The 17,302-nt window shown below is 40.5% G+C and carries 15 protein-coding genes and 1 CRISPR repeat array; of the genes, 14 read left to right on the top strand and 1 reads right to left on the bottom strand.

The features are described 5' to 3' along the window. Positions 1-47 precede the first annotated feature (47 nt). The 8 genes from csy1 (at position 48) to CKV69_RS01385 (ending at position 12,113) form a co-directional block, all read left to right on the top strand. On the top strand, positions 48-1,382 hold the full coding sequence (gene csy1, locus CKV69_RS01350; RefSeq protein ID WP_016504385.1) for a type I-F CRISPR-associated protein Csy1: 1,335 nt from the start codon (positions 48-50) through the stop codon (positions 1,380-1,382). A 9-nt stretch (positions 1,383-1,391) separates the two neighbouring features. Continuing rightward, the gene (csy2, locus tag CKV69_RS01355; RefSeq protein WP_016504384.1) at positions 1,392-2,375 is read left to right on the top strand and encodes a type I-F CRISPR-associated protein Csy2; all 984 of its coding nucleotides are present in this window, start codon (positions 1,392-1,394) and stop codon (positions 2,373-2,375) included. A gap of 2 nt (positions 2,376-2,377) precedes the next feature. After that, entirely contained in the window at positions 2,378-3,385 is a 1,008-nt protein-coding gene (gene csy3 / locus CKV69_RS01360; protein WP_014325846.1) for a type I-F CRISPR-associated protein Csy3, read from the top strand. Between the two features lie 2 nt (positions 3,386-3,387). After that, positions 3,388-3,948, top strand: a complete 561-nt coding sequence (gene cas6f, locus CKV69_RS01365) for a type I-F CRISPR-associated endoribonuclease Cas6/Csy4 (protein ID WP_014325847.1) — start codon at positions 3,388-3,390, stop codon at positions 3,946-3,948. 140 nt (positions 3,949-4,088) lie between these two features. Continuing rightward, positions 4,089-5,017: a CRISPR direct-repeat array (repeat unit 28 nt; unit sequence GTTCACCATCGTGTAGATGGCTTAGAAA). A gap of 169 nt (positions 5,018-5,186) precedes the next feature. Next, positions 5,187-6,167, top strand: coding sequence for a type I-F CRISPR-associated endonuclease Cas1f (cas1f, locus tag CKV69_RS01370; RefSeq protein WP_005753659.1), 981 nt, complete (start codon positions 5,187-5,189; stop codon positions 6,165-6,167). Further along, positions 6,148-9,468, top strand: coding sequence for a type I-F CRISPR-associated helicase Cas3f (gene cas3f / locus CKV69_RS01375; protein ID WP_014325848.1), 3,321 nt, complete (start codon positions 6,148-6,150; stop codon positions 9,466-9,468). The genes cas1f and cas3f overlap by 20 nt, the downstream gene beginning before the upstream one ends. A 57-nt stretch (positions 9,469-9,525) precedes the next feature. Further along, positions 9,526-11,382, top strand: a complete 1,857-nt coding sequence (locus CKV69_RS01380) for an ATP-binding protein (RefSeq protein ID WP_005753664.1) — start codon at positions 9,526-9,528, stop codon at positions 11,380-11,382. Positions 11,383-11,522: 140 nt separating this feature from the next. Next, positions 11,523-12,113 (top strand): hypothetical protein, encoded by a 591-nt coding sequence (locus tag CKV69_RS01385; protein ID WP_005725867.1) that lies wholly within the window; start codon positions 11,523-11,525, stop codon positions 12,111-12,113. 63 nt (positions 12,114-12,176) lie between these two features. Here CKV69_RS01385 and suhB read toward each other — a convergent pair whose 3' ends face one another. After that, the gene (gene suhB / locus CKV69_RS01390) at positions 12,177-12,980 is read right to left on the bottom strand and encodes an inositol-1-monophosphatase (RefSeq protein ID WP_014325849.1); all 804 of its coding nucleotides are present in this window, start codon (positions 12,978-12,980) and stop codon (positions 12,177-12,179) included. Between the two features lie 213 nt (positions 12,981-13,193). Here suhB and trmJ point away from each other — a divergent pair, with 213 nt between their 5' ends. From trmJ to hscB, 6 genes are all read left to right on the top strand, one after another. Beyond that, the gene (gene trmJ, locus CKV69_RS01395; RefSeq protein WP_014325850.1) at positions 13,194-13,910 is read left to right on the top strand and encodes a tRNA (cytosine(32)/uridine(32)-2'-O)-methyltransferase TrmJ; all 717 of its coding nucleotides are present in this window, start codon (positions 13,194-13,196) and stop codon (positions 13,908-13,910) included. Between the two features lie 78 nt (positions 13,911-13,988). Further along, positions 13,989-14,453 (top strand): Fe-S cluster assembly transcriptional regulator IscR, encoded by a 465-nt coding sequence (gene iscR / locus CKV69_RS01400; RefSeq protein ID WP_005721326.1) that lies wholly within the window; start codon positions 13,989-13,991, stop codon positions 14,451-14,453. A gap of 47 nt (positions 14,454-14,500) precedes the next feature. Further along, the gene (locus CKV69_RS01405; RefSeq protein ID WP_005721328.1) at positions 14,501-15,715 is read left to right on the top strand and encodes an IscS subfamily cysteine desulfurase; all 1,215 of its coding nucleotides are present in this window, start codon (positions 14,501-14,503) and stop codon (positions 15,713-15,715) included. Between the two features lie 231 nt (positions 15,716-15,946). Further along, on the top strand, positions 15,947-16,333 hold the full coding sequence (gene iscU, locus CKV69_RS01410) for a Fe-S cluster assembly scaffold IscU (RefSeq protein WP_005721377.1): 387 nt from the start codon (positions 15,947-15,949) through the stop codon (positions 16,331-16,333). A gap of 69 nt (positions 16,334-16,402) precedes the next feature. Then, positions 16,403-16,726 carry an iron-sulfur cluster assembly protein IscA gene (iscA, locus tag CKV69_RS01415; RefSeq protein ID WP_005721379.1) on the top strand — a complete coding sequence of 108 codons (324 nt, stop codon included), beginning with the start codon at positions 16,403-16,405 and terminating at the stop codon, positions 16,724-16,726. A 29-nt stretch (positions 16,727-16,755) separates the two neighbouring features. Further along, positions 16,756-17,274, top strand: coding sequence for a Fe-S protein assembly co-chaperone HscB (hscB, locus tag CKV69_RS01420; RefSeq protein ID WP_005725914.1), 519 nt, complete (start codon positions 16,756-16,758; stop codon positions 17,272-17,274). The last annotated feature ends 28 nt before the right edge of the window (positions 17,275-17,302 follow it).

A 17,302-nucleotide genomic window follows, 5' to 3' on the forward strand; every position in this document is an offset into this window, starting at 1 on the left:
ATCTTGTATGTTTATTAATCATAATAATACAAAGGAGGTATAAGATAATGTCACATACGTTTAGAAAACGAATTGATTTGTTCCTTCAAGAACAAAACCTCAAAAAATCTGAAAGTGACCGTAAAAAGCTCGCTAAAGCCACTGATCCTACTGAAATTGAACAACTCACTCAACTTATTCAAGAATTTGACCAGAAATACCAATTTGATACATGGATAGCCAATGCGGCTAACGTAATGGCGAAACAGCTCAAGTTTGGTACCCATATTGCGAAGGGTATTCATCCTGATACAAAAGGTGATAATGTGAATTTCCAACCAAGTGATTCGTTACCTCCTGAGTATGTGGGTTCGCAAAGTGTCAGTCATTTAGTGCTCGATGCGAATGGGAATGCGGCAGCTTTGCCTCTTGCTTCCTTTTTCAATTTTATTGTGGATGAAGAAAAACAGGTTAAATTAAGGGATTTATTACTTGCCGATGATCCAAGATTAGCAGGCTGTTTTTCTGATGATTTAGCGTTGTCTGACGTCTATAAAAAGCAATTTCAGCAAGCATTAACGGGGGATTTAACTCAACCTGAAACCCATGAAAGAAACAAACAAGTGTTTTGGGCAAATGGGGAAAATCCGATTGAAGATGATGATTACACCTGTTTAATTCCGCTTTATCCTTCCTCTTTGACTCATGCGTTTTACCAAAAAGTGAATAACAATCGCTATTCTGAACAAAATAAACAAGCCAGAGAAAACCGACAGAAAAAAACAGTAGAGCAAACACATTATCTTTCCATTAATCAGCTCGCCACTGTGGTATTAGGGGGAAGTAAGCCCCAGAATATCTCCCAGTTAATGTCTGCCCAAGGCGGTCGTAATTACCTTCTTCCTTCTTTGCCACCGATTATACCATCAAGTCGTTATTTTAGACTTTCCCCTTTGCAAACCACAATTTTCAATGATCGTCTTGCTTATGCTTGCCGTTATGGTTTACGCCAATTATTTGAGGTGGTGGAAGCACGTAAAAATGTCTATCAAGTGCGAGATAGCCGTATTGATGCCTTAAATAATATTTTGCGTACGTTTTTATTTCACGCCAATTTATTACAAAAACAACCCGCCGGTTGGTCGAAAGACTCTCAATTGGAAATGTGCGAGAAATATTGGCTTGATCCAAAGCGTGTACACTTGCCAGACGAAGAGGCATTTCGTGCAGAGTATGAAAAAGGCGAGTGGGTGGCGGAAGTTGAGCGTCGTTTTGCCTTGTGGCTGAATAAACGCTTACAAAAACGTTTTCCTCACATTGCCAAGGATTTTGACGACGTGGAATATCATGAATGGCGCCGTAATATTCGTCGCACCTTACGTTATCGTTTACGCCATCCATAGGAGGGAAAGATGTTTCAAACCGATTTCTATATTTTATTTGATCATATCAAGGTACAAAGTGCCAATGCGATTTCAGGTCCATTGAGCTATGGTTTCCCAGCCTTAACAGGCTTAACGGGAGCGATGCACGCACTCAATCGAAAATTAACACACCACCCCGTGCAGTTTGGTGGTGTGATGGTGGCGTGTCATGATTATGAATTACAAACCTATCAAAACTCGGCATTTTCGGACCGCACTTTTAAACAAACACGCAATCCGATAAAGCGCAATGGTGAGACAGCATCGATTATTGAAGAAGGAAAAATCCATTTAGATCTGTCTTTGGTGGTGGAAGTACATGTACAAGATGACCGTGTATTTGAGGCATTGACCGATAAAACCAGTCAAGCCAGTCAAGATTTTTTACAGACCTGTAAAAATTTACTTTGGCAACAACGCATTGCAGGTGGCTCTGTGCTAGAGATTGGCAATGTCCAGTTATTTAACTTGGAAGAAGATCAAGATATTCCACTGGCATTGATGCCCGCTTTTGTGTTGATGGATGCAAAACAAGAATTAACCAACATTACTGAAGAACTCAAGACGGGCTTACGTATTGGTCAACTCGACGAAGAAGGCAATGTGCAAAAATCCTGTCTTCCAAGTTGCCCTGACGCGACCGCACTGGATGCCCTGTTAGAAATGGCAACGGTGCATCATATTCCTGAACACGCAAATGCGACAGCCTCAGCGTGGCAGACATATAGCGTGAAGAAAGGGCGTGGTTGGCTTGTGCCGCTTCCTGTGGGTTATCAAGCGATTTCCCCACTGTTTGCGCCTGGACAATTGCAGCATTGCCGAACCCAGCAATATCCAAGCCAATATGTCGAAACCCTTTACAGCTTAGGGAAATGGGTCTTTCCACTAAGCTTACCCGAGAATCTGTCCCAATGTTTTTGGCGTTATACCGCCCTACAAAATAACCTTTATCTGATTTCACAAGGAGAATAAGAATGAGCAAATTATCAACCCCAAGCGTTTTAGCCTTTGAGCGTAATTTGGATATTTCTGATGCGATTTTTGCGCAAAAAGACAGTAAAAATGACAAAGATGCGCCTGTGCCTTTGCGTATTCGAGAAAAATCCGTGCGAGGCACGATCTCTAATCGCTTAAAAAATACGATTACTAATGATCCTGCAAAACTTGATGCAGAAACGGAAAAAGCCAATTTACAACGTGTGGATGTGGCGACCCTAGATGATGACAAAGATACCTTAGTGGCGACATTTAGTGTCAAAGTGCTACCTTTTACGGGGCGCCCAAATGTGTGTAATGATCAAGACTATCAACACCAAGTTATGACAACTGTCGCGCAATATTTATCTGAACAAGGTATGGATGAATTGGCTAAGCGTTATGCGACCAATATCGCCAATGCACGTTGGTTATGGCGTAATCGTATGGGCGCAGAAAAAATTAAAATAGAAGTCACATGCGGTGAAAACACCCTCCATTTTGACGATGCAAAACAGTTTTCTTTAAATCATTTTGATCATCAAGATGACAAGATTCATCAGATCGCTAAAGAAATAAAACAAGGTTTATTAGGTGAAAAATTCGTGATTTTGTATGTCACGGCGTATGCCAACATGGGATATGGACAAGAAGTATATCCATCACAAGAATTAGTGTTGGATAACTCAACCAATAATCGTAAAAGCAAAATTTTGTATGAAATCAACCAAAAAGCGGGGATGCATTCACAAAAAGTGGGCAATGCAATTCGCACGATTGATACCTGGTATGCCGAAGAAGTGGCGTTCCCAATCGCTGCAGAACCTTATGGTGCCGTGACGACATTAGGTACGGCTTTCCGTCAACCGAAAACCAAAAAGAATGACTTCTATACCTTGTTTGATAATTGGCTTTTAAAAGGCGAAGTCCCACCCGTGGAGCAACAGCATTATGTGATGAGTGTTTTAATTCGTGGTGGTGTATTTGGTGCAAGTGGTAAGGAATAATGATGACAACCCATTACATTGAACTGAAAGCGATCCCCCAAATGGATATGCTACAAAGTGAGGTGATTGGGCATTGTATGCAGATTTTGCATCAATTCTTACCGCACTTTGAAGGACGAGTTGGGGTGGCATTTCCCGCTTACGGCTTAGGGCGGACTCTCGGTGGCATTGTGCGACTTTTTGCTAATCAGGAAGATTGCAATCAATTACACCAACAATTATTGCGATCTGGCTTATCAGATTATGCTTTAATTAGCGAAGTGAGTAAAACGCCGTTGTCTACCGAGTGCCGCAGTTATAGTCGAGTACATCGTAAAGGGCAAAGTGCCATCCGCCGTACCGAAAAACGCTTGAAAAGTCAGGGAAGATGGGATGAGTCCATCCGTGCAGACATGCAACAACGTCAGCAAAATGTGGCATTTTTCCCACATTGTCATTTAAAAAGTGCGAGCACTGGTCAACGTTTTATTTTGGCAGTGAAAGAGAACAGAATGCCACAATCTTGTGTTGGTGTCTTTAATGCTTATGGATTAAGCAATAGCGCAACTGTGCCTCACTTTTAATCGCATTGTTAACCCTTTTTTCTTATTTGGAATGTTTCCGAATAAGATCAAAGGGTTATTGTTCTACCCTAAAAAAGGGTTTTCTTTTCAGATGTTCTTTAACAAATTGAAATATCCGAAGATATAACAAAATTCATTTAGTTCACCATCGTGTAGATGGCTTAGAAAATTAGCTGAAGACCGATTTATTAGAAATACAGGTTCACCATCGTGTAGATGGCTTAGAAAGTCGTTGAAACGGCACCATGGGCGTTTGCATTTGTTCACCATCGTGTAGATGGCTTAGAAAGAAACACTAGAAGATTTAACGGTCATTGAAAAGTTCACCATCGTGTAGATGGCTTAGAAAATTCGATTTCCAGTGCCGAAAATCCATGCCCTGTTCACCATCGTGTAGATGGCTTAGAAAATAATGACGTGTTCAACTAACGGCTGACAATCGTTCACCATCGTGTAGATGGCTTAGAAACACAACATGTGCTGAAAGTGCGTGAGATTTGAGTTCACCATCGTGTAGATGGCTTAGAAATACCCGATGTTAGAGGCAATCAAAGTGGAGCTGTTCACCATCGTGTAGATGGCTTAGAAAAAAGTCTCATTTAACACCGCGCGACGCTGGAAGTTCACCATCGTGTAGATGGCTTAGAAAAAGCCCACCTTGCGCTTGAACAGATGAATTAAGTTCACCATCGTGTAGATGGCTTAGAAATTTAAGCTACGTTTATCCGCAAGATTCACTACGTTCACCATCGTGTAGATGGCTTAGAAAGTTGGTGCGAATTTCACATCTAAGCTTGAAATGTTCACCATCGTGTAGATGGCTTAGAAAGTTGGTGCGAATTTCACATCTAAGCTTGAAATGTTCACCATCGTGTAGATGGCTTAGAAAGTTGGTGCGAATTTCACATCTAAGCTTGAAATGTTCACCATTGTGTAGATGGCTTAGAAAGTTGGTGCGAATTTCACATCTAAGCTTGAAATGTTCACCATCGTGTAGATGGCTTAGAAAAGTTAAAGCTAAGAAACTAACGGATATTGCGAGTTCACCATCGTGTAGATGGCTTAAAAAACTCATAATCGGAAGAGAGCGAGTTCGAATCGTTCATTATAGACTAGATAGTGTAAACCCTCGCCGGTTTTTAAGACCGGTGTATCCAATACCGTTAAGCAACCTCATTTAAAGAACAGAAAAAGCCCATTATACTTATCAGAGAATGGGCTAGATAAAAGGAGAGATTATGCGCAAGACCCCTTATATTCCGTCTTCGGATTTGAAAACCATTATGCATTCTAAGCGGGCGAATATTTACTATTTAGAACATTGTCGCGTATTACTAAATGGTGGACGAGTGGAATATGTCACCGATGAAGGGCGAGAATCGCTTTATTGGAATATTCCCATCGCTAATACGAGTTGTCTTTTGTTAGGCAGTGGTACGTCGATTACGCAAGCTGCGATGCGAGAATTATCCAAAGCGGGCGTCATGGTGGGGTTTTGTAGCGGAGGTGGTACACCATTGTTTAATGGCACAGAAGCCGAAATTGGCTGTGAGTTTTTTAGCCCACAAAGTGAATATCGACCTGTAATGTATTTGCAACAATGGTGCAAATTTTGGTTTGATGACGAAAAACGTTTAGCGGTAGCAAAAGCGCTACAACAACAGCGTTTAGCGCTACTTGAGCCGATTTGGTCAAAATTAGAATGGGTGTATTCTTGTGAAAAACTGACCGCACTTGTGACACAGTATCAACACGAATTCGCACAGGCGGCGCATAGTCAAGCATTACTGGCGGCAGAAGGGCGATTAACCACTAAACTGTATGCGTTAGCTAATCAAGCAACGATGAATGAACCTGATTTTAAACGCAGTGAGCGAGGAAAAAGTATTGATTTAGTTAATCAGTTTTTAGATCATGGCAATTATTTAGCCTACGGCTTAGGGGCAACCGCATGTTGGGTGCTGGGTTTACCTCATGGTTTGGCAGTGTTACATGGCAAAACGCGCCGAGGAGGGCTGGTTTTTGATGCCGCAGATATCATCAAAGACAGCATGATTTTGCCACAAGCGTTTATTTCTGCTCAAAATGGCGATTCAGAAAAAGAATTTCGCCAAGCCTGTATTCAAAATTTACTGCGTTTTGGTGCCTTAGATATCATCATTGAGCGATTGCAACAACTGGCTTTACAAGGAGCGTCAGATGAATATTTTGCTGGTTAGTCAATGTCAAAAAAATGCGTTAACAGAAACACGTCGCATTTTAGATCAATTTGCTGAACGTTGTGGTGATCGGGTCTGGCAAACAGCAATCACTCAAGCAGGGTTGGAAACGCTGTATAAAATGTTACGTCAAACTGCGCGTAAAAATACGGCGGTGGCGTGTTATTGGACACACCGCAAAAATTCAGCAGAGTTATTATGGATTGTGGGCGATCGACGTCAGTTTAATGATCAAGGACGAGTGCCCACTAACCGCACACAGCGCAATATTTTGCGAGCGGAAGAGGAAATAGCTTGGCAAGATGCGTATTCGTTGCAAATTTTGACCGCACTTTCTGCCTTGTTACATGATGTCGGCAAGTCGAGCGTGGGCTTCCAAACGAAATTAGATAAAACGAAAAATGCACCAAGAGTCGCAGACAGTTATCGACATGAATGGATTTCTGTGCGTTTATTTGAAGCGATGATTGAGGGGTGTCAAACTGATCAAGCTTGGCTTGAACGTCTTGCTAACTGGCAGGTTTTTGAAGAAACAAATCCTACTTGGTTTAGCAAGATTATTCAAGATAGACCTAATGAAAACCATTTTTCTGATTTTGCCTATTTGCCTCCTTTAGCGCGTAGGGTGATTTGGCTGATTACTTCGCATCATCGTTTGCCTTTTACTCATGATATTAGTCGCTCGCAAGACTGTATAAAAAATTTACGCAAATACGCGAAGTTGACTTTTGAGAGTTTATTTAAAGCTTATAAACCCGCAGTAGGCTGGGTTTCGAATGGCGCTGAACATCCGACTCCACAAGCATTTTGGCAATTCCAACGGGTTGCCACGCAAAGCCAAGCATGGCAAAAACACATGGCAAGATGGGCCAAAAAAGCCTTGAATCACCCTGCTTTATTTAGCGTTAGCGAAAACGCGGATCCTTTTTTATTGTTGCTTGCTCGTTTATGTTTGATGACGGGGGATCATTATTATTCCGCCCAAGATCAAAATGAAAAACTGGGGGAGCTGAATTTTCCTTTATTAGCCAATACTTACCGAGAAAACCATCAACCCAAACAGCGTTTGGATGAACACTTGATTGGTGTGTGCCAAACCGCGGTACGTTTCGCCCGTCTATTGCCTAAGTTTCCGCGAGAATTACCGCGTATTAAACAACATAAACCCTTTGTGCAGTTGGCAAAAGATCGGTTTGCTTGGCAAAACAAAGCCGTCAATGTGGCTCGCTTGTTGCAAAAAACAAGTGAGTCACAAGGCTTTTTTGGCGTGAATATGGCGAGTACGGGTTGTGGCAAAACCCTTGCGAATGCCAAGATGATGTATGCTCTGAATGACAGTAAACAAGGGGCAAGATTTACTATCGCATTAGGCTTACGCGTGTTGACTTTGCAAACCGGTAGTGCCTTGAAAAAGCGTTTACATTTATCGGATCAGGATTTGGCTGTGTTGGTAGGCGGTAGCGCAGTGAAAAAGCTATACGCACTACAACAAGAGAAGCAAAACCAGCTTGCTCAACAGGGCAGTGAAAGTGCTGAAGATTGGTTAGAGGACATGCAAGTTGAGGGCGCAACTTATATTGAAAGTGCGGTCGAAAATGAAGCCGTTTTGTCCTTTTTAAGCAAAGATGACAAAACCAAAAAGCTCCTTTATGCACCAATTGTGAGTTGCACTTTAGATCATTTAATTTCTGCCTCCGAAAGTGTGCGAGGTGGGCATCATATTGTGCCCATATTACGTTTATTGACTTCTGATTTAATTCTGGATGAACCAGATGATTTTGCCCAGGAAGATTTGCCAGCATTAAGCCGTTTAGTGTATTTAGCGGGTTTATTTGGTAGTCGAGTGTTGCTTTCTTCTGCTACGCTAACGCCTGATTTTATTACAGGATTGTTTAAAGCATATCAAGCAGGACGAAAAATCTATAATCAGCAAAAAGGGATTGTGGCAGCCTTGCCAATATGTTGTGCATGGGTGGATGAATTCCAACAAGTGCAAGCTAATTGTGGACAAGACGAGCAATTTATCCAACAACATGATGAATTTGTGCGAAAACGGGCGGAAAACTTGGCGAAAAGTCCCGTGCGACGTCAGGCAGAAATTCTGAGTTTACCTTCACTCAAACCAAGAGAAGGGGAAGATTTGCATTATGGCTTGCTGGCAGACACATTGTTACAAAAAGCAATGGCGCTACATGATTTACATGGGCAAACCGATCCCCATAGTCAGAAAAAAGTCAGTGTAGGCTTGATCCGCTTTTCTAATATCGAACCTATGATTCCGTTGGCAAAAGCGTTGTTTGCGTTACAAGCCAGTGAAAAATTTGCCGATTATCAGGTGCATTTATGTTGCTATCATTCAAGGCAATTGTTGTTATTGCGTTCTTATTTAGAAGAAAAACTGGATAAAATTTTGGACCGCCACACGCCCGAGCAATTATTTCAACACGAAGAAATTGCCTTACCGATGAGTCAATATAAAGCAAAAAATCACCTCTTTATTGTGTTGGGTAGCCCTGTGACTGAAGTGGGGCGAGATCATGATTATGATTGGGCGATTGTGGATCCTTCCTCTATGCGTTCCATTATTCAGCTTGCTGGGCGAGTCTGGCGACACCGTGCAGAGAAAGTGGCAGAACAGCCCAATATTGCGCTACTGCCGATAAATTGGCGAGGGTTAAAGGTGCGTTATCAACAGAAAGATGTGATCTATCACCGTCCGGGGTTTGAGAGTCATCAGCATAAATTGGCAACGCATAAACTGGATCAATTAATTTCGCAGCGTGATTTAGCTCATATACAAGCTACGCCTCGCATTGTAAAACCCGAGGTGTTACAGGCAAGTACTCAATTGGCGGATTTAGAGCATCATGCTATTGCTAGCCTGTTAAATCACCCCAGTGAGAATCTGGTTAATCTCTATTGGGATCCTCGCTACTGTAACTACTTACTGGCGAATTTACCTTTGATGAGTGAATTTCGTAAAAGCATGGCAGAACTGGAAGTGGTTTGTGTACCTGATGAGGACTCTCATTGGGGCTTTGGTTTCTATCGTGCGCAAAAACGTGATGAGGAGACATTGAGCGCATTGCCAGAGATTCAATATGAGCCAATACAGCAAGATAAACACGCCGTCGTGCAACCTTGGCTAGCCGCAGCATTAGACACGGTGTTGAGCGACTTGGCTGAACAGTTAAATGTGGTATCGCCAGAATGGATTGCCCCCACTTATCTTTGCGCATCTTTACCACAATATGATGGAAAATTGGATTGGCACTATAACGAAGTCTATGGATTTTGGTGAAGAAGACGTAGTGGTACAATAACCGCAGTTGTTTAGAAAAATAAAGGCAGAAATCAGATGAAAAATATTAAATACTTTACTCAAAAATATGTTGATTGGGTGATTCGTTTGGGACGCTTACGCTTTTCGATTTTAGGCGTGATCGTGTTGGCGATTTTAGCACTCTGTACACAAGCCTTATTAAGTTTGTTTATTATTGGTGAAGTGTATTGGGTTGATATGATCCGATCTGTTGTATTTGGTCTGATTTCTGCTCCCTTTGTCATTTATTTTTTCACGGTGCTGGTGGAAAAATTAGAACGTTCGCGTTTAGGGCTTGCTAAAATGGTTGAGAATTTACGCAAAGAAGTGTCGGAACGGGTTTTAGCTGAGAAAAAACTCTCTATTGCGTTAGATAATATTGAGAAAACCAGTCGGGATAAAACGCGCTTAATGGCAACGATCAGTCATGAATTACGCACCCCATTAAATGGCATTATTGGCTTAAGCCGTATTTTACTCGATGAAAAACTAACGGAAACGCAACAAAATTATTTGAAAACGATTCATGTGAGTGCTATTTCATTAGGACATATTTTTAGTGACATCATTGATTTAGAAAAAATTGATGCCCGCCGTATTGAGCTGAATGCGAAAGCCGTAGAGTTAAATAGTTTTCTCAATGATATTAGTAATGTTGCTCGTTTATTAGCACAGCAAAAAAAACTCGCTTTTCAACTTGTGACAGACAAAAACTTACCAACTTGGTTTATGGTTGATTATGCTCGCTTAAGTCAAATTTTATGGAATTTGATTGGAAATGCGGTGAAATTTACTCAAGAAGGGCGTATCACGCTGAATGTGAAACGTGTGTCGGAATATCAAATTTCCTTTAGTGTCAGTGATACTGGGATTGGCATTCCGGCGAATGAATTACCTCGTGTGTTTGAAATGTATTATCAAGTACAATCGAGTGGGCACAAACCACTTGGTAGTGGCATTGGATTAGCAATTTCTCAAACCATTGCCCAATTAATGGGAGGTGATTTATATGCAACGAGCGAAATGGGGAAAGGATCTTGTTTTACACTGATGTTGCCAGTTAAAGAAGTTGAAAAGCCAGTTCGCGTACAAAATCAAATGCCAAGTACCTTAAATATTCTCTTAGTTGAAGATATTGAGGTAAATGTGGTGGTAGCAAAATCCGTACTTGAAAAACTAGGCTATGTTGTTGATGTTGCGATGACAGGACAGCAAGCCATTGAGAAATTTGAACAGCAGTATTATGATTTGCTATTACTTGATATTCAATTGCCCGATATGTCAGGTTTTGCAGTGGCGAAATACTTACGGGAAGGTTATGAGAATGGGCAGTATGATTTTTTACCACCTTTAATTGCATTAACTGCCAATGTAATGCACGACAAAAAAGAATATCAAGCGCAAGGTATGGACGATGTATTACGTAAACCTTTATCGATCGAGGAATTAACTGCTTGTTTAGTTGAGTATTTTGGTCATGATGTTTCTCTGTGCTTAGAAACACCAACAACACATCAGATTACGCAAGACGCCACTCATTTTGATGTGAAAATGTTGAGCGAATTAGTTGAGATGCTAGGCACAGATTTTGTATTAAAGAATTTAGCTTTATTTAAAGAAACGATGCCGGAATATATGCAAGCATTAATGACTGCATATTCTGTTTATCAACAAGATGAAAGTCAAAAAGCCGATGTCTTGTCTTGTGCGCATAAAATAAAAGGTGCAGCGGCTTCGGTTGGCTTAAAACGAATACAGCAAATTGCGGCACAAGCGCAGGATCCAGAGCAAGGTGAGTGGACAGAGAACATTCACGATTGGGTACAACAGTTAGCACAATATTGGTTATTGGATGTTGAAGCGCTAGAACGTTATTTAAATAAATCGGTATAAATAAAACGATTTTAATTGTGTTGTGTGTTATTAAATTGAATAAAAATAAATTGGTGTAAAATAGAATATTAATTATTTAAACTCATAAGAAATAAATGTTATTCTATTTTTAACTGGAGCATTGTATTTAAGGATTCCCTATGAAAATATTTGCAGTATTATCTGCCTTTTTAATGCCATTCGTTGTCCCAAATACGACGGTCAATGGTTATAAGGATCTGCGTTTTGGTATGACTATTGAACAGGCCAAAGAAACGAAACTATGTGAGGACCAATGGCATTTACCCGCGGATGATGATTGGCGACGGGTTGTAAGAGGTTATTGGGTCTGTGACAAATTCCGTTTTGATGATGGCTATGCGGTGGCAAGACTGCGTTTTATTGGTGGGCAACTCAAGTCGATTGAATTAAAAATGCCAGAATACCCGAAATATCCAGCAGAATTGTTATTACATGTTTTAGAAGAAAAATATGGTAAAACCATAGAAGTTGAGCAACGAGATTTGATCGAAGAAGATATTCTGCAAGGAAAAATAAGAAAACGTAGAAAAAATGAGAGTGCATTGTTAGATACTTATCAGTTTGCGAAAGGAACCGTTTCTTTAACGTTGTTGACTTATAATGGCATTCCTCAGCCTGCAGAAATCATTTATTCTGCGCCAGAGCTATTGCTTTTAGAGAAAAAATTAGAGGACAGACCGCAACGTCGTACATTGCTACGCGATTTATAAACTAAAAAAATCCCTCAATAACGCATTATTGAGGGATTTTTTGATCACTTAAATGTATTAAACCTATTTTTTAAATTCGTCAGACAGACAAGGTTGAATTTTATTTAAGATTTCTTTCACAATACGAGGTGCGGCAGCAACAAGATGACCTGATGTTAAATAGCTATGCCCACCATTAAAATCACAAACTAACCCGCCAGCTTCACGTACGATCAAGTCGCCTGCAGCAATATCCCAAGCTTTAACACCGACTTCAAAATAACCATCAACGCGTCCCGCTGCAACATAGCATAAGTCTAATGCCGCAGAGCCCATGCGACGGAAATCAGCACAATCTTGAATTAAGTTATTCATCATCGCAAATTGCATTGGCATTAAGCGCGTTTGTTTAAAAGGAAAACCTGTTGTTAACACGGTACCAGCTAAGTCGCGTTTATTTTCAACGCGTAAACGCATGTCATTAATTTTAGCGCCTTCACCACGTACTGCGGTGAATAGTTCGTTACGGATAGGATCGTAAACCACACCCACTTCGGTGCGACCTTTGACACGAATAGCAATAGAAACAGAAAAATGCGGTAAACCTTTAACAAAGTTTGTGGTGCCATCTAGTGGATCAATCACCCATTGAATATCGCTATCTTTACCTTCTAACGCACCACTTTCTTCCGTAATAATTGTGTGATCCGGGTACGATTTTCTAATCACCTCAATAATGGCTTCTTCAGAAGCTTTATCAATATTTGTTACATAATCGTTTGTGCTTTTTAGCGTTGTTTGAAGAGCATCACGGCGCTCATAACCTTTAGCAATTACATTGCCCGCTTTTCGTGCCGCACGAATCGCGATATTTAACATTGGATTCATTGTTTCCACCAGATTTTAAAGAACAGAAAAGTGGCGGGTATTATAGGGAATTTCATTAAAAATGGCGAGAGAAATTTTCACCTCTTTTGCTCTTATCGTGATGAGGGGGAGTGAGTAGACTGACGAGATTTCTCAGAAAAATGATAAGTTGTTGACTAAAATTCAGGGTTATTATGCTAGAATAGCGCCTATTTTATACAAAGATATCAGGTTATGTTGGAAAATATCCGAATTGTATTAGTTGAAACTTCGCACAGTGGCAATATTGGCTCTGCTGCTAGGGCGATGAAAACCATGGGCTTAAATCAGTTATATCTTGTGGCACCTAAACAACCTCTTGATGAACATGCCATTGCGTTATCAGCAGGGGCTGAAGATGTGTTGAAACAGGCGAAAATTGTAGCAAGTTTTGATGAGGCAGTGGCAGATTGTGCGTTAGTGATTGGCACCAGTGCAAGATTACGCCACTTACAAAATAGCTTAATTGAGCCGCGTGAGTGTGGTACTCACGCAATAGTGTATGCAAAACAAGCGCCAGTAGCGATTGTATTCGGGCGCGAACGTATTGGGTTGACCAATGAAGAATTGCTTAAGTGCCGTTATCATTTAACGATACCCGCTAATCCTGACTATTCATCTTTGAATCTGGCGATGGCAGTACAATTGATTTGTTATGAACTACGTTTGGCATTTTTGTCACAACAAGCAATGACAGAATCACTTTCAACGATAGATAATACCTATCCAACACACACTGAAATAGAACACTTTTTTCAGCATACAGAGCGACTTTATACGGCATTAGGATTTATTCAAAATCAAGGTGTTATGCCGAAATTAAGGCGTTTATATCAGCGTGTTCAGTTAGAAAAAAACGAGCTCAATATTTTACGTGGGATGTTGACCGCTGTGGAAAAGCGTTTGAAATAGCGCGGAGGAATAGTTGACTAATTTAGTATGATATGTAAATATTCGCCAATTGTTGGATTAAATTAAAGGAAGATAAAGATGAAATTAACTTCTAAAGGACGCTATGCGGTAACAGCTATTCTTGATATTGCATTAAATTCAAACAGAGGCCCAGTTAGTTTATCTGATATTTCTGAGCGACAACATATCTCGCTTTCCTACTTAGAACAATTGTTTGCTAAGTTGCGTCGTCATGGGCTAGTAAAAAGTGTCCGAGGACCGGGTGGTGGATATCAGTTAGGTCTTCCCGCAAATCGAATTTCTGTCGGTATGGTCATCAATGCCGTAAATGAAAATATTGATGTCACACGTTGTTTAGGACGCGGTGATTGTCAAGAAGGCACTGAATGTTTAACCCATTCGCTGTGGAAAGAGTTGAGCCTTCGTATTGAAGCGTTTTTAAATGAAATTACCCTTGAGGAACTGGTTGAGAAAAATCGTCAAAAACGTGCAACCATTGAGTTCCGAGGTGACTTTGATAATCTGATTATTTTAGATAATTAAGCCGACAGCTGTGCGGTAAAAATGAATTGTTAGGAGTAAGGAAAGAAATGAAATTACCTATTTATCTTGATTACGCAGCGACTTGTCCCGTTGATGAGCGTGTTGCCAAAAAAATGATGGAATATTTAACGGTAGAGGGCAACTTTGGTAACCCAGCCTCCCGTTCACATAAATTTGGCTGGCAGGCAGAAGAAGCTGTTGATGTTGCACGTAACCATATTGCGGATTTGATCGGGGCAGATTCACGTGAGATCGTGTTTACGTCTGGTGCAACCGAATCAGACAATTTAGCCATTAAAGGGGCTGCGCACTTTTATCAAAGCAAAGGTAAACATATTATTACCTGTAAAACTGAGCATAAAGCCGTATTAGATACTTGTCGTCAGCTTGAGCGTGAAGGCTTCGAAGTGACCTATTTAAACCCAAAATCAGATGGTTTAATTGATTTAGAGGAATTAAAAAATGCGATGCGTGATGACACTATTTTAGTTTCTATTATGCACGTTAATAATGAAATTGGTGTGATTCAAGACATTGCGGCTATCGGTGAATTATGCCGTGCGCGTAAAATCTTATTCCACGTTGATGCCACACAAAGTGTTGGTAAATTGCCGATTAATTTAGCTGAATTAAAAGTGGATTTGATGTCAATGTCTAGTCACAAACTTTACGGACCAAAAGGGATCGGTGCACTTTATGTTAGCCGTAAACCACGTGTGCGTTTAGAAGCGATCATTCACGGTGGTGGTCATGAGCGTGGTATGCGTTCAGGTACCTTACCGGTACACCAAATCGTTGGTATGGGTGAAGCATATCGTATCTGTAAAGAAGAAATGGCAAGCGAAATGCCACGTTTAAAAGCATTACGCGATCGCTTATACAATGGCTTAAAAGATATTGAAGAAACTTACGTAAACGGTTCGATGGAACACCGTTTAGACAGCAACTTAAATATCAGCTTTAACTATGTTGAAGGTGAATCATTAATGATGGCTTTACGTGATATCGCCGTTTCTTCAGGTTCTGCTTGTACTTCTGCGAGTCTTGAGCCATCTTACGTCTTACGTGCGTTAGGCTTAAACGATGAATTAGCACACAGCTCAATTCGTTTCACGTTAGGTCGTTATACTACGGAAGAAGAAATTGATTACACTATCGAATTAGTGAAAAATGCAGTCGCCAAATTGCGTGAGCTTTCACCACTTTGGGATATGTTTAAAGAAGGGATCGATCTGAATACGATCGAGTGGACGCACCACTAATCGGAGAAACATTGCTACAGTCTTTGCCGATTGTTCGGTTTATTGATGTGATTTACGCCGTCTAGAAAGGTAATAGAGGCAATGTTTTTAGGTTTAATATTAAGCGGTTTAGTCGTCGGACGCGATATTCGCGTTCAATAACATATGATTTAAAGAGAAAGTGCGGTTGTTTTTCAGTGAGTTTTAGCAACATGAAGAATCGGACTTTTATTAAACTGGAAGGAATACAATATGGCATACAGTAATAAAGTAATTGATCATTATGAAAATCCACGTAACGTTGGATCTTTAGATAAGAAAGATGCAAACGTGGGGACTGGCATGGTAGGTGCACCTGCTTGTGGTGATGTGATGCAACTTCAAATTAAAGTCAGTGAAGAAGGCATTATTGAAGATGCAAAATTCAAAACTTACGGTTGTGGTTCAGCGATCGCCTCAAGTTCTTTAATTACAGAATGGGTGAAAGGCAAATCACTTGATGAAGCACAGGCGATTAAAAACAGCCAAATCGCAGAAGAATTAGAATTACCACCTGTGAAAGTTCACTGTTCAATTTTAGCTGAAGATGCAATCAAAGCTGCGATTGCAGACTACAAAGCAAAAAAAGAAGCAAAATAATCATCTAAAATTCAGTTGGGGCAATTTTGCCCCTTTCACATTATAAGACGCAATGGAGTAGAGAATTTCATGGGTATTTCCTTAACTGAAACGGCAGCAGATCGGGTACGAACCTTCCTCGCGAATCGTGGTAAAGGCATTGGATTACGTTTAGGGATCAAAACTTCAGGTTGTTCTGGCTTAGCCTATGTCCTTGAATTTGTAGATGAGTTAAATCCTGAGGATCAGGTGTTTGAACAACATGGTGTCAAAATCATTGTGGATGCCAAAAGTTTGGTCTATTTAGACGGCACTGAATTAGATTTCGCCAAAGAAGGATTAAATGAAGGCTTTAAGTTCAATAATCCGAATGTGAAAGATCAATGTGGTTGCGGAGAAAGTTTCCACGTTTAGCTGTTTTTTATCTGATATTTGAGTGAAAGATGAACCCATTTAATATTTTTGATTTACCAGTTGATTTTCATGTTGATCAAGCGACATTATCGGCACGTTATCTTGCCTTACAGAAATCCTTGCATCCTGACAATTTCACTACGCATTCTGCACAAGAGCAGCGTTTAGCGATGCAACGGTCAGCAGAAGTCAATGATGCGCTACAAATTTTAAAAGATCCGATTTTGCGTGCGGAGACTATCATTGCGATTTATACCGGTGAACAACAAAATATTGAAGAAAATAGCACCCGTGATATGGCATTTTTGATGCAACAAATGCAATGGCGGGAACAGCTAGAAAATATTGAAGCGCAGCAAGACAGTGATCAACTGGTGGCGTTCAGTGCAGATATTGAACAAACGCAACAGGCTTTGTTAAGCGAATTAGCCGATGCATTGTCAAGCCAACAGTGGCAACAAGCAAAAGTCATTAACGACAAATTACGTTTTATTAAAAAATTATTGCTTGAAGTAGAACGTGTCGAAGAAAAGCTATTAGACTTTTAAGTAGATTAAAACAACGACAAAATAAAAC

Origin of the sequence: Pasteurella multocida, assembly GCF_900187275.1 — a bacterium.
Lineage (GTDB): Bacteria > Pseudomonadota > Gammaproteobacteria > Enterobacterales > Pasteurellaceae > Pasteurella > Pasteurella multocida.